The sequence below is a fragment of the Microcystis aeruginosa NIES-4325 genome (assembly GCF_008974145.1).
GTDB lineage: Bacteria > Cyanobacteriota > Cyanobacteriia > Cyanobacteriales > Microcystaceae > Microcystis > Microcystis aeruginosa_G.
Genome location: NZ_BJKP01000005.1, coordinates 1 through 11,855, shown reverse-complemented (window position 1 = coordinate 11,855; position 11,855 = coordinate 1). Strand labels below are relative to the sequence as shown.

Here is an 11,855-nt window from a genome sequence, read left to right as displayed (position 1 = left end):
TATGTCCCCAGAAATCCGCACCGATGAGGAAGCGTGGCTAGATCTGCGTACCTACGATCAATCTTGGTTCGAGCGCGGTCGTTCTAATCCGATTATCCTACTTTGGTGGTTAGTACAGGCAATTCTTTTTCCCCTCAGTTTGCACCAGATGGATAGCTTTCGCTGTGCTGTTTTGCGGCTATTTGGGGCTAAAATCGGCCTTGGGGTGAAAATTCGCCCGACGGTAAGGGTGACTTATCCTTGGAAAGTGGCGATCGGTGATTATACTTGGATCGGCGATGATGTGGTGATTTATAGTTTAGATAACGTTACCATCGGCAGTCATTGTGTGATTTCTCAAAAATGCTATCTTTGCACTGGTAGTCACGATCCAGGCGATCGCTCTTTTGGCTTAAAAACCACTCCCATCCTCATCGGTAATGGTACATGGATCGCGGCCGATTGTTTTTTGGCTCCGGGGGTAAAAATTGGCTCTAATGTTGTTATTGGGGCAAGAAGTAGCGTATTTGCCGATATTCCCGCTCAAAAGGTCGCTTGGGGCAGCCCCTGTCGTCCTCAACACGATAGAAAATTCTTATAGTAGTTAACCTAAGAGGCATTTTATCAGAGATTATTGCCGCAAATACGCACCTTACAAAATCAGCGATCGCAAGATGATGCGCTCACACTCAACTTAATATCAGCATACTTTCTGTTGCACTATTGTAAAATTTAATAATGATTAAAAAATTATCCCTTAAAATTTCGATAATTTTTGAAGTGGGACTATTGCCAATACGAAGATAGATAAATTTTGGTGGATGACCATATAATAGACTGCGCTGATGAAAATCGGAGTCTTTAGAGACAATGCCAAAATTGTTGAATTTGGCAAATTCCCAGATAAGTGCATCATCAGTATTGATCAGTCCTAAAGTCTTGACGTGCTGAGAATCAGAATATATAGCGTTTCTCACGCCTATGTGGCACAGTTAAACCTTCGTTGATTAAGCTTTTAATCACCGGTAATGTACCTCTTGCAAACAGGAAACGTTATAAATCAATTATTTTATCAATAATACGATCTGACAAATTTTCATCTAATAACAGTTTCATAAAGAGGTGATAAATAATTTCTTCTCTCGATCAGCAGCAAAAGCCAAACAAGCTTTGATATCCTCGGAAGTTAATTCTGAAAAATCCTCAAGAATTTTTGCTTCTGTCATTCCTCCCGCTAAATATTCTAGAATATCGTACACAGTTATACGCATTCCTCGAATGCAGAGTTTTCCGCTTCGTTTTCCTGGTTCAATGGTAATAATGTTTTGGTAACTCATAAGTACCTAAGCAAAATTAATTACACATTAGGATTAGTTGGAAAACAGAAAAAGGGTTTCTTTTAGAAACCCTTTTTCTAATAAATTGTGTCAAATATATAGCGTTTCTGATTCACAAGAGGTACATTCCCGATCCTGAACAACTTAATCAGCAAAGGTTTAAGTGTGCCGCACAGATACGAGAACCGCTATATCTTGACAAAAATCGATAAAAATGCTATGACCTAACGGCAATCTTCGCTTTATTGCATGAGTAGAAAACGGGTTTCCCCGAGAAACCCGTTTTCTGCGATCGCCAGTCAAGGAAAAACCCGATAATTCAACCTATTCCCTCGGATCAAAATCTGGCAGCGTCCCCAGCTTGCGAATGGTCACTTTAACATCCATCGACAAAAAGTCATCAGCATCACCAAACCAAGAACCAGAAAGAGGTATGATTTGACCGGGATGACGAGCGATCGCCACTCGAATTAAATCAAAGCCGGCGGTAATTTGATTAGTCGGATCATAATTACGCCAACCAGCCCCCGGTAGATAAACCTGTAACCAAGCATGGGTAGCGCCAGAGCCAGTCATTCCCACTTCACCACCGTCGAGGGCAGCATCGTAGAGATAGCCACTGACAAAACGACAGGCTAAACCCAATCTTCGCAAAGCTTCGATCATCAACCAAGCATAATCGCGACAAGTTCCCGACTTTAGCCGCAGGGTTTCTCCGGGGGATTGAGTTCCTTCACTCTCCCGGGATTGGTAGGTAAAATTATCTTTGATAGCCGCCATCATTCTTGCCATGACATCGAGGGTATCATCTTGATCCCCCGCTACAAAACTTTTGGCCCAAGCTGCCAAGCTGCCGTCGGCATCCTCGGCGTGGGGACGCATAAACACCACTAGATCTAACCATTCATCGGGGGTATATTGGACAGGAATTTCGATCGCCCGTTGAGCGAGGGGAAAATCAGCGATCGCTTTTAAGCCAAAATGTTCCGCCCGTAATCGACAGGTAACGATTAATTCTGACGCTGGTTCAGCAAATTCAAGCTCTACCACGTTGTTAGATAGAGTATCCATAGTCCAGCGCATTTTTGCGGCAATATTCGCCTCTACAGAATAACTGATAATTCTTTCACCGTGACCGGCACTAGGCAAAAAAATCGCCCGGTGTTCCCCAAAAGTTACCGGTTTACGATAATGATAGGTGGTGATGTGTTCCAAGTCGTAGATGACACTCATCCTGATTATCCTTGATAAAGTAGCTGGTTATAATTAAATTGAAGATGGTTCCCCCCTTGATCCCCCCTTAATCCCCCCTTGATAAGGGGGGTGTTGATCGCCCCTTAATCCCCCCTTAATCCCCCCTTGATCCCCCCTTGATCCCCCCTTAATCCCCCCTTAATAAGGGGGGTGTCTGACAATTTTTAACACCCACCCACTTAATCACTGATCACTGATAACTGATAACTGATAACTGATAACTGAAATGACCTCTGACCCGTTCCTCGATCGAGCTTGGAATACCGAAGACCTAGAACAAGCGCTTCGAGGTGTCGGCACTATTCAAGAAGAACTCAACTATAATCAGGCACGCAATTCTCTGAGCAAACTTGTTGAGCGTCTGGATCTTACCTCGATCGAGAAAATTGGTCTAGAAGCGGAGATCGATCGCCTAGTGGCCCTGCTAGAAAAACTCGATCGATCCCTGATTCAAATTGCCGCTTTTGGACTGGTGGGCCGGGGAAAATCCTCGATTTTAAATGCTCTGGTCGGTCAAGAAATCTTTACAACCGGTCCTCTGCACGGAGTTACCCGCACCATTAAAGGGGTAAATTGGCAGTTAAGCAGCGATGATACCTTCCCCAATCTAGCGCGTCTGACCCTGAACGGCCAGGGTAATGCTCAGGTGCAATTGCTTGATACTCCGGGTATTGATGAGGTAGATGGGCAAACGAGGGAAATTCTCGCCTGTCAGGTGGCGCAGCAGGTGGATTTAATCCTTTTTATCATCTCCGGTGATATGACCAAAGTGGAATTTTCCGCCCTGGCCAAGTTGCGGGAAGCGGGAAAACCGATGATTTTGGTCTTTAATAAAATCGATCAGTATCCGGAAGTTGATCGCCTCGCTATCTATGAGAAAATCGCCTCAGAACGGGTGAAAGAATTACTCTCCCCCGATGAGATCGTTATGGTGGCAGCCTCTCCCCTCTTGGCGGAGACGGTTAAAGGGCAGGATGGACGGCTAAAAACGCAACGATTTCGGGGAAAACCCCAGATAGAAGCCCTGAAAATCAAAATTTTGGAAATTCTAGAGCGAGAGGGTAAATCCCTCGTAGCACTCAATTCTATGCTGTATGCGGACGAGGTAAACGAGCAAATTGTCGCCCGCAAAATGGCTATCCGTGATCGCGGGGCTAATCAATTGATTCAAAAAGCAGTGATGATCAAAGCATCGGCGATCGCTCTTAATCCGGTGACGGTGTTGGATCTGTTTACGGGGGCAGTTATCGATCTAGCCATGATTCTCGCTCTTTCTCGCTTATACGGCATCGATTTAACTCGTCAGGGGGCGATCGCTCTTTTACAAAAAATTGCCCTCAATATGGGGGGTATTAGTGCCAGCGAATTTTTAGCGGTTTTGGGCTTAAGTTCCCTAAAAGGATTACTCGGTCTCTCGATTCCTGCCACTGGCGGCATTTCTCTCCTTCCCTATACTTCTATCGCCCTGACTCAAGCGGGAGTTGCCGGTGTATCCTGTTACGCGATCGGCCAAGTGACGAAAACCTATCTCGCTAATGGGGCCACCTGGGGACCCGATGGCCCGAAGGCAGTGGTGGCCAGTATTCTCGATTCCCTCGACGAAACCTCGATTCTCAACCGGATTAAGCGGGAATTAGGCTCAAAATTGGGGGGTGGGGGTTAGGGGAATTATGAATTAGGAAGTGGGGAAGTGGGGAAGTGGGGAAGTGGGGAAATTTCAACTAAAACCCCAACACCCTATCTCCTATCTCCGTTCGGCTGAGCTCACGGCCGAAGCCTGACGACCGACTCCTAACGGTTGATCACTGACTCGATCAATCCAAGAAATGCTTACTATGGACGATCGCCGCTATAATAACTACCGCCCCTTGAATTTGATAGATCAGACGGTAGGCATAGGCAGACTTTTCTCGGATGGTGTCATCGCTAAATTCGGCGCATTTTTTCGCTTCTAGGGGGCAATTTTCTAAAGAATAGCTTATATCAAGAATTCTACGCACGACGGCCGCCGCGTAGGACGGGGAATCTCGACTAATGTAAGATGCGATCGCATCCACGTCTTCAATTGCTTTGGGCGACCAGACAAGGCGATAATTCACTCGATCAGCCATTTGTTTAAAAGACCCTCAACTTCTTCTTGGGGGATTGTATTCTCTAGAGAAGCAGCGCTCAAACTTTGACGTACCTTCTCCAGAACGTATAAATGATACTGAATATCTTCAATTGAACAATCATCCGGTAATTGATTCAAGAGGGATTCCACTTTTTGTCTAATGCTATTCATACAAGTTTGACCGAAGTTTTTAAGGAAAAGTATAAATTTAAATTATCTATCAACTATCATCTATAGCAGTTATCTTAATAGTGAGGTACGAAGTATCTGGTTTTAGGAAACAGGGAACGGTTAACAGTAGATGGTCGCCAAGAGATAAGGCCAAATTCCCTCATACTTCATCTTTATGAGAAACGCTATATCATAGATAGAAAACTAATAGTTACGCATCCTATCTTATGCCATAGTCCCCAGAAAAGCGAGAAAAAGTTAAGAATAGATAAGGTAATTATCTCGCTTTTGTAACATTGGGGCGGGTATTCTGTTAAGAATACTTAATAATTCTCCTATCTGCCCAATCCCTGCAACTTTTAGGGATTATTGGCTAATAACCATCCAGCAGCGACAAGCCCCCCCAATCGCAGCAATTTTTTGTTACATTAGTTTACAGTTCCTTAACGCCCTGGTGGGTTATTAATTTTAATGTCTTCTTCGGTTCCTTCGTCGGATTTTATACCCTTAATCGGTCAAGAAACAGAAATCTTTAACTGGGCAAAATCCCATTATCGTAACCATACCTTTGCCAAAGATGAAAAAGTAGCCACGCGCCCTGGACTGTTATACTTTGTCGAATCTGGGGCGATTCGTATTGTTGGTAAGGCACAAGTTAACGTTATCGACCAAAAATCCCCCCGTCAACCACCTATTGCCGATAGTGAGGAAGTATTTCTCGGTTTTGTGGGTGCAGGTCAACCTTTTGAGATTGTTTCTCAATTTCCCTTTCAATTACAAGCCCAAGCTCATCTAGACGGAACCGAGTTAGTCTGGTTATACTGGGAAGACCTAGAAAAATGGCCGCAATTGCGATCAGCTATTATGGAAACTTTTCGCCATCAATACCAGCGTAAGTTATTTTGGTTGAGTATTCTCGGTCAAAAACGCTCCCTCGATCGATTAATGGGGTTCTTGGTTTTATTATTGGAAGAATACGGTCAACCCTGTGTAGAAGGCTATTATCTTCCCTATCCCCTAACTCACGCTCAAATTGCCAGCGCCATCGGCACTACCAGAGTAACAGTAACAAGATTAATCGGTAAATTGCGACAACAAAATTCGATCTTTTTTAAGCAAGATAATCTTATCGGATTGCCCAGTTTATTTTTGAGTCAGAATTAATTTTTCTGCGGTGTTGCTGACTCAAGCTATAAATGCCAACTGTGCATCCTATGCAAAAGTTAGTTTGGCTCTAGGTTTTAAAAACCCCACACAAGAAGATTCCTATCACAAATCAGCAACCCCAGAAATCTATTATGACCGCACAACCCCCGCTATCGCTCTCCGTTCTCTACGAGGAAGATTTTGTTCTCTGGACAGAAAAAACCGCCGAACTTTTAAAGCGAAAAGAGTTTGATAGGGTGGACTGGGAAAATCTGATTGAGGAAGTAGAGTGCATGGGAAAAAGCGAGCGCCAAGCTGTCGAAAGTTTATTAACTCAACTATTAATCCATCTTTTAAAACTGAGTTATTGGACAACGGAAAGAGAACGAAACGCACGTCATTTGCTAGGAGAGATAGCCACTTTTCGAGTGTAACTGAAAAAAAAGATCAAAACCCCAACGCTGAAAAATCATGCCATCAATTCCTTCGGGGAAGCCTATTCAGACGCAAGACAAACCCTAATTGATGGGAGAATTGTCGAGAAAAATACAATTCCCCTAGACTCTATATTCACTCTCGCACAAGTATTAGACGGAGATTGGTTCCCCATCGATATCGCACATTTTTTTACGGAAAGTTGAGAGCCACTGATACTTAGTTCGAGGTTATCTCAAAATAATCTCGAGGACGAGCTTTTCCCTCATGTCTGATGTTTATCTAATTGCTGGCCCAATGGTTCCGGGAAAACCACCGTCGCTAAAAAAATTTTACCCAACTTTTTAGGCGTTATCGACTACGTTAACGCCGATGAGATTGCCGCCGGACTCTCACCTTTTAATCCTGAGTCGGTTGCTATCCAAGCAGGACGGTTGATGTTAGAAAGGTTGGTAACGCTGAAGTGCCAAGGAATAGATTTTGCTTTTGAAAGCACCCTGGCAGCCCGACATTTTGCCCGTTTTTTGAGAGACTGTCAAAGTTCTGGCTATAGGCTCAATCTTATTTATTTTTGGCTACAAAGTCCAGAATTAGCTTTAGAGAGAGTTCACAGAAGGGTAGCCAGTGGCGGTCATAATATTCCTGAAGATGTGGTTCGTCGTCGTTATCAGCGGGGACGTATTAATCTCATGCAGTTGTATTTACCTTTGTGCGATACTTGGGTTATCTATGACAATTCTGGGGATGAGCCGCACTTAGTTGCTGAACGTCCCTTCAATCAACAAGTCATTATCTATGACTCCTCTATCTGGCAACAAATAACCGAGGCAGCCCATGACTGAGCCAATTCCTGATAAATTATCGGAACGAATCGATACAGGTGTTAGAGTTGCAATCGCAGAAGCAATTGAGAGACACCGTCTCTTAGGAGAATCTATCAGCATTTTCAAAGATGGCCAAATTGTCACCTTAACAGCTGCGCAAATTCCGCCAAAACTTGCCCAAAAAACGGAAGTGTAAAAAATTGGTTGACTGTCTCAAATTGCACTATTCATAGAAACAGTTTCACCTATCCGAGGGATTTATATAAAGGTCAATTTTAGCAAATTCCCGTTACGAAAATCGAAAATACATAGTATAATAGTACTGTTAGTTATTTTTCGAGGTGTAAATATGAGTTTAACAGAAAATCAAAAAAACCTTTTGCGATGGATAGTCAAAGAAGTACGAGCTGGTCATCTTAAAGAGGACTGTATTTGGTACATTACGACTCTTACAGATTGTCGTTGGGTTGATTACAAGGGTTCTGATAGCACTCCTTATGTCGAATTCGCAACCTTCGATATATTAGAAGAATATGATTATGTTAAATGGCAAAAAAAAGACTCGAAGTCCGTTCAATACAAAGGCGCTCTAACAGGAAAAGCTTATGAAGCGGTTGATTCTAACTTTGCTGAACCCAATCGCTCGGCTATTCCTCATCTAATTCCCTTGACTGAAGTTGAACATTTAGACTCCGAACTATGGGAGAGAGTCCGTTTTTCTGTGAGTGCGGGTGGAGATAATCCAAAAGCGTGGGATACTGCAATTCGCAATGCGACAGTGGTTTTAGAGGACCGCATGAGGAAACTGGGAAATATTGATAATATTAATCAAAAAGCCACGGGTAATGGTATTGTTAACCTAATTTTTGGAAGCAATAAATCTGTACAAAAAGATAAGCTTCCATCAGAAGAATTAGAGTCATACCGTGATTTATATTCGGGTACAATGAAGCTTTTTCGTAACCGTTACGCTCATCGATTCATCGATCCTAAACCAGAGGAGGGTGGAGCAATTATCGTATTCATCGATTTATTGTTGAAGATGCTAGATGATTTAGATTGGGAGACAGAAAACGAGAATACATAAATCTCTAATTCTTGTCTGGTTTAACTGTTCACCGATAATTGTCTTCTAGCTTCGTAGAGGATGACAGCAGTAGCGATCGCAACATTTAAAGATTCCACACCACCAAAGAGGGGAATTTTCAGCGTTTCATCGGCTAAAGTCGCTAATTGGGGTGATAAACCGGCTCCTTCATTGCCTAATAATATTAAAGTCGGACGGGTAAAATCAATCTCCCAGTGGTTTTTGGTGGCTGTGGGTAAAGTTGCGATCGCTTTTACCCCCTGTGCTTGATATTTTTTCACTAAAGCCGATAAATCCGATTCTACCACCAGGGGCGATCGAAACCATTCCCCGGCGGAACTGCGGATCACTTTGGGGTTATCGATTTCGACGCTATCGAGACTTAACCAGATACCCTGTACTTCCGTAGCCGCGGCAGTGCGAATAATAGTGCCGAGATTGCCCGGATCCTGCAATCTTTCCAAAACTAAGCCCAATTGTAGCGGATTTTGGGGGGTTGGATGAAGGTGATGACGGGAAATAGTGGCAATCACACCATCGGGATTAACTGTTGTTGCTAGGGAAGCGAGGACTTCCGGGGAAACTATCTCGACTCGTTTCGCCTGATTTTGAAGCTTCTCTGCTAATTCCACCTGTCTTTGCTGCCACTTTTCAGTATAACAAACCGTCTCTAGGGAACAATTCAGGGCCAAAGCTGTCTCTAGTAAGTGGGTTCCCTCAATTAAGGACAAATTCTGCTCCTGTCGCTCTCTAGTGCGGTGTAGCTTGCGAATTTGCTTGATTAAAGGGTTTTGAACACTGCTAATCATAGCCAATCGGATTTCTCACCCGGCTAGGGCTACCCTAAACAACTGAGTCTTGAGGGAGATAATGCGGAACTCGGGACTTGAACCCGAAAGTCTTTGCAGACACTAGAACCTGAATCTAGCGCGTCTACCAATTCCGCCAGTTCCGCATTTTTCTTTCACAATCTTTTATTATACTATCGGACAATCCATAAGTCAAGATAGTTCAGATAATTAAGACAAAAATCGCTTTTCGGGGTAGAATCACCAATAAATTACTCAAAAATCTGATACAGTGCAGTCTAATTTTGCTGAAGCCTTCCTTAGCCAAGACTCCCAACCAAGATAAATGAATCATCCTATGACCATCGATACCGAGCATCCCTATTTAGAAATTCAAGGTCGTCACTCTCTAAAGGGTGAAGTCAAGATCAGTGGTGCCAAAAATGCCGCTCTAGTGATTATGGCGGGAGCTTTACTCTGCTCCGACGAGTGCCAGATTAGTAATGTACCTGCCCTGGCCGATATCGAGCGGATGAGTCAAATTCTCTCGGCTTTGGGCGTGCAAGTCCGTCGCAGCGGAGACAGACTAGAGATTGATGGCAGAGACCTCAAACAAGCTCAAGCACCCTACGATCTCGTCTCCCAGTTGCGAGCCAGTTTTTTCGCCATCGGACCGATTTTAGCCCGTTTAGGAGAAGCAAAAGTTCCCCTCCCCGGCGGCTGCGCCATTGGGGCCAGACCAGTGGACCTGCACGTTAGAGGCCTACAGTCAATGGGTTCAGATGTACTAATTGATGGCGGCATGGTACACGCCCGCGTTAAAGGTAATGGTCGTCTGAAAGGGGCGAATATTTATCTGGATTATCCCAGCGTGGGAGCGACGGAAACCCTAATGATGGCGGCGACTTTAGCGCAAGGGGAAACCATTCTCGGTAATGCGGCCCAGGAGCCAGAGGTGATTGATTTAGCCAATTTTTGTGTTTCCATGGGGGCAAAAATTCGCGGTGCCGGGACCAATACAATTGTCATCGAGGGAGTTTCCCGTCTGCACAGTACCGATTACAGTATCATTCCCGATCGCATTGAAGCCGGGACTTTACTGATAGCCGGGGCGATTACCCGCTCAGAAATTAGTCTTTATCCCGTGATTCCCAGCCATTTAGCTTCGGTAATTGCCAAACTGCACGAAATCGGTCCAGAAGTGCTGGAAGATGGTCCCAATCGCCTGCGGATTATCCCTAGAGACTTAAAAGCCGCCGATATGGAAACCCTGCCCTATCCCGGTTTTCCCACGGATATGCAGGCCCAATTTATGGCTCTATTAACTTTAGCCGAGGGCAGTAGCGTGGTTAATGAGACGGTTTTTGAAAATCGTCTGCGTCATGTGGCGGAATTAAAGCGTCTGGGAGCAGATATCAAGGTCAAAGGAAATGTGGCTTTAGTGCGCGGTGTACCTTTCCTCTCCGGGGCACCGGTGATGGCCACTGATCTACGCGCTTCGGCAGCTTTAGTGGTGGCGGGATTGGCAGCCCAGGGGACTACTATTGTGCAGGGACTCCATCACCTCGATCGAGGTTACGATAATTTAGAGGGTAAATTAAGAGCATTAGGGGCGAATTTACGCCGGGTTGATCCTTTAGCCTTAGAATTGGCTACTCTGACCCAATCTTAATAGGATGATTAGTTATCGCTGTTCTATCGGTGTTGAGTGGATTCTCGTGAGCAACAATATAGGACAGCGTTAATCGTGCTTAGTTGTTCTATATTGACGGAAGGTTTCATATCATCGGTAAAATAAAGGGTTCCTTCAATCCGAAATTTCCGGTAAACACCCCATTCCCCCATTGGGGACAGTCAAACAGGATGCCTCAGCGATCGCATTCACCAAATCTTAGCCATTACTAATACAAACCCCGGCAATTCTGGATCACCACTAATGGTTTCAGGCGCATTTAAAATCTCCGGTTCTCGATAGGGACGATAAATATAGACTTGGCGATTTTGGCGATCGATTAACCAACCCAATAAACTACCATTGGCAATAGACCTCTCCATAATTTAATTAAATCACAATAATAGGATATAATAAAACAAATAGTAACTCAAAAAAAGCCATGAAAAACTACACTTGGGAATACATTCAAAAATATCCGAAACAAACTAAAAGACTATTAGGGATTGACTACCAACAACTAGAACAACTAATGGCACTTGGAAAACTTATACATCGAAAAAACCAAAATTAGGATTAATCAACCAGGAAGCGGAACACCTCCTAAATTATCAGAAGAGGAACAAATTGTTCTAATGTTGGTTTATTTAAGACATAATCTAAGCTTTCAAATCTTAGGACTAATGTTTCAAGTGAGTGAATCAACGGCTCATAATATCTTTACCTATTGGCAAAAACTTTTTGAAGGAGAGTTACCGCCAAGTTTGTTAGAACAAATAAAGAAGTGCCAAGAAGAGAAAATAATAATTGAACAATTAAGGGATTATGAGTTGATTGTCGATAGCGCAGAACAGCCCGTGGAGAGGCCGACCGATTATCAAGAACAAAAAATATATTATTCGGGAAAGCAAAGAAGACATACTTTAAAAAGTCAATTTATTGTTTTGCCAAAAGCTGAAGATATTGTTGATGTAGTTATTGGTCAACCTGGTCCGACGAGCGACATAAAAATCTGTCGGGAAACTTTAAGCAAATTCGATTCTCAACAA

Annotated in this window: 12 protein-coding genes, 1 tRNA gene and 4 pseudogenes; 9 read left to right on the top strand and 8 right to left on the bottom strand. The window is 43.7% G+C overall.

All coding sequences use genetic code 11. The annotated features are described in order from the left end of the window. Position 1: 1 nt before the first annotated feature. Positions 2-580, top strand: coding sequence for a hormogonium polysaccharide biosynthesis acetyltransferase HpsU (gene hpsU / locus MiAbW_RS03915; protein ID WP_151695012.1), 579 nt, complete (start codon positions 2-4; stop codon positions 578-580). Positions 581-668: 88 nt separating this feature from the next. Here hpsU and MiAbW_RS03910 read toward each other — a convergent pair whose 3' ends face one another. From MiAbW_RS03910 to MiAbW_RS03900, 3 genes are all read right to left on the bottom strand, one after another. Continuing rightward, positions 669-956: a DUF5615 family PIN-like protein gene (locus MiAbW_RS03910; RefSeq protein ID WP_238707191.1), complete on the bottom strand. Its 288-nt coding sequence runs from the start codon at positions 954-956 to the stop codon at positions 669-671. Positions 957-1,091: 135 nt separating this feature from the next. Then, positions 1,092-1,316 carry a DUF433 domain-containing protein gene (locus MiAbW_RS03905; protein WP_151695011.1) on the bottom strand — a complete coding sequence of 75 codons (225 nt, stop codon included), beginning with the start codon at positions 1,314-1,316 and terminating at the stop codon, positions 1,092-1,094. A gap of 324 nt (positions 1,317-1,640) precedes the next feature. Then, the gene (locus MiAbW_RS03900) at positions 1,641-2,549 is read right to left on the bottom strand and encodes a transglutaminase family protein (RefSeq protein ID WP_151695010.1); all 909 of its coding nucleotides are present in this window, start codon (positions 2,547-2,549) and stop codon (positions 1,641-1,643) included. Between the two features lie 247 nt (positions 2,550-2,796). Here MiAbW_RS03900 and MiAbW_RS03895 point away from each other — a divergent pair, with 247 nt between their 5' ends. Next, the gene (locus tag MiAbW_RS03895) at positions 2,797-4,233 is read left to right on the top strand and encodes a GTP-binding protein (RefSeq protein ID WP_151695009.1); all 1,437 of its coding nucleotides are present in this window, start codon (positions 2,797-2,799) and stop codon (positions 4,231-4,233) included. A gap of 151 nt (positions 4,234-4,384) precedes the next feature. On the opposite strand, the gene MiAbW_RS03890 is transcribed toward MiAbW_RS03895, so the two are convergent. Together MiAbW_RS03890 and MiAbW_RS03885 are read right to left on the bottom strand one after the other, a co-directional pair. After that, the gene (locus MiAbW_RS03890; protein ID WP_002737690.1) at positions 4,385-4,681 is read right to left on the bottom strand and encodes a type II toxin-antitoxin system RelE/ParE family toxin; all 297 of its coding nucleotides are present in this window, start codon (positions 4,679-4,681) and stop codon (positions 4,385-4,387) included. Beyond that, entirely contained in the window at positions 4,666-4,854 is a 189-nt protein-coding gene (locus tag MiAbW_RS03885) for a hypothetical protein (protein ID WP_002752772.1), read from the bottom strand. Before MiAbW_RS03885 ends, MiAbW_RS03890 begins: the two co-directional genes overlap by 16 nt. Positions 4,855-5,325: 471 nt before the next feature. Here MiAbW_RS03885 and MiAbW_RS03880 point away from each other — a divergent pair, with 471 nt between their 5' ends. From MiAbW_RS03880 to MiAbW_RS03855, 5 genes and pseudogenes are all read left to right on the top strand, one after another. Then, positions 5,326-6,018, top strand: coding sequence for a Crp/Fnr family transcriptional regulator (locus MiAbW_RS03880; RefSeq protein WP_151695008.1), 693 nt, complete (start codon positions 5,326-5,328; stop codon positions 6,016-6,018). 134 nt (positions 6,019-6,152) lie between these two features. After that, positions 6,153-6,641 (top strand): annotated as a pseudogene (locus tag MiAbW_RS03870) (DUF29 domain-containing protein). A gap of 61 nt (positions 6,642-6,702) precedes the next feature. Beyond that, a pseudogene (locus tag MiAbW_RS03865) lies at positions 6,703-7,277 on the top strand (zeta toxin family protein). Then, the gene (locus MiAbW_RS03860; RefSeq protein WP_151695006.1) at positions 7,270-7,455 is read left to right on the top strand and encodes a hypothetical protein; all 186 of its coding nucleotides are present in this window, start codon (positions 7,270-7,272) and stop codon (positions 7,453-7,455) included. Before MiAbW_RS03865 ends, MiAbW_RS03860 begins: the two are co-directional and overlap by 8 nt. A gap of 153 nt (positions 7,456-7,608) precedes the next feature. Continuing rightward, on the top strand, positions 7,609-8,346 hold the full coding sequence (locus MiAbW_RS03855; RefSeq protein ID WP_151695005.1) for a TIGR02391 family protein: 738 nt from the start codon (positions 7,609-7,611) through the stop codon (positions 8,344-8,346). Positions 8,347-8,366: 20 nt separating this feature from the next. Here MiAbW_RS03855 and MiAbW_RS03850 read toward each other — a convergent pair whose 3' ends face one another. Both MiAbW_RS03850 and MiAbW_RS03845 read right to left on the bottom strand, forming a co-directional pair. Continuing rightward, on the bottom strand, positions 8,367-9,155 hold the full coding sequence (locus MiAbW_RS03850) for a TrmH family RNA methyltransferase (RefSeq protein WP_151695004.1): 789 nt from the start codon (positions 9,153-9,155) through the stop codon (positions 8,367-8,369). A 62-nt stretch (positions 9,156-9,217) separates the two neighbouring features. Further along, positions 9,218-9,301: transfer RNA gene (locus MiAbW_RS03845), tRNA-Leu, on the bottom strand. Positions 9,302-9,492: 191 nt separating this feature from the next. Between MiAbW_RS03845 and murA the strand changes: the two genes are divergently transcribed. Further along, on the top strand, positions 9,493-10,806 hold the full coding sequence (gene murA / locus MiAbW_RS03840; RefSeq protein WP_151695003.1) for a UDP-N-acetylglucosamine 1-carboxyvinyltransferase: 1,314 nt from the start codon (positions 9,493-9,495) through the stop codon (positions 10,804-10,806). A 209-nt stretch (positions 10,807-11,015) separates the two neighbouring features. Here murA and MiAbW_RS03835 read toward each other — a convergent pair. Continuing rightward, positions 11,016-11,189 (bottom strand): annotated as a pseudogene (locus MiAbW_RS03835) (Uma2 family endonuclease); the annotation flags it as partial. 59 nt (positions 11,190-11,248) lie between these two features. Between MiAbW_RS03835 and MiAbW_RS03830 the strand changes: the two are divergent. Next, positions 11,249-11,855: pseudogene (locus MiAbW_RS03830) on the top strand (transposase family protein); the annotation flags it as partial.

What these genes read in the sequence shown, in the direction of transcription:
- MiAbW_RS03890 (WP_002737690.1), bottom strand. Translation starts at nt 4,681, where the DNA reads ATGGCTGATCGAGTGAATTATCGCCTTGTCTGGTCGCCCAAAGCAATT.
- MiAbW_RS03860 (WP_151695006.1), top strand. Translation starts at nt 7,270, where the DNA reads ATGACTGAGCCAATTCCTGATAAATTATCGGAACGAATCGATACAGGT.
- MiAbW_RS03880 (WP_151695008.1), top strand. Translation starts at nt 5,326, where the DNA reads ATGTCTTCTTCGGTTCCTTCGTCGGATTTTATACCCTTAATCGGTCAA.
- murA (WP_151695003.1), top strand. Translation starts at nt 9,493, where the DNA reads ATGACCATCGATACCGAGCATCCCTATTTAGAAATTCAAGGTCGTCAC.
- MiAbW_RS03895 (WP_151695009.1), top strand. Translation starts at nt 2,797, where the DNA reads ATGACCTCTGACCCGTTCCTCGATCGAGCTTGGAATACCGAAGACCTA.
- MiAbW_RS03850 (WP_151695004.1), bottom strand. Translation starts at nt 9,155, where the DNA reads ATGATTAGCAGTGTTCAAAACCCTTTAATCAAGCAAATTCGCAAGCTA.
- MiAbW_RS03900 (WP_151695010.1), bottom strand. Translation starts at nt 2,549, where the DNA reads ATGAGTGTCATCTACGACTTGGAACACATCACCACCTATCATTATCGT.
- MiAbW_RS03905 (WP_151695011.1), bottom strand. Translation starts at nt 1,316, where the DNA reads ATGAGTTACCAAAACATTATTACCATTGAACCAGGAAAACGAAGCGGA.
- MiAbW_RS03855 (WP_151695005.1), top strand. Translation starts at nt 7,609, where the DNA reads ATGAGTTTAACAGAAAATCAAAAAAACCTTTTGCGATGGATAGTCAAA.
- hpsU (WP_151695012.1), top strand. Translation starts at nt 2, where the DNA reads ATGTCCCCAGAAATCCGCACCGATGAGGAAGCGTGGCTAGATCTGCGT.
- MiAbW_RS03885 (WP_002752772.1), bottom strand. Translation starts at nt 4,854, where the DNA reads ATGAATAGCATTAGACAAAAAGTGGAATCCCTCTTGAATCAATTACCG.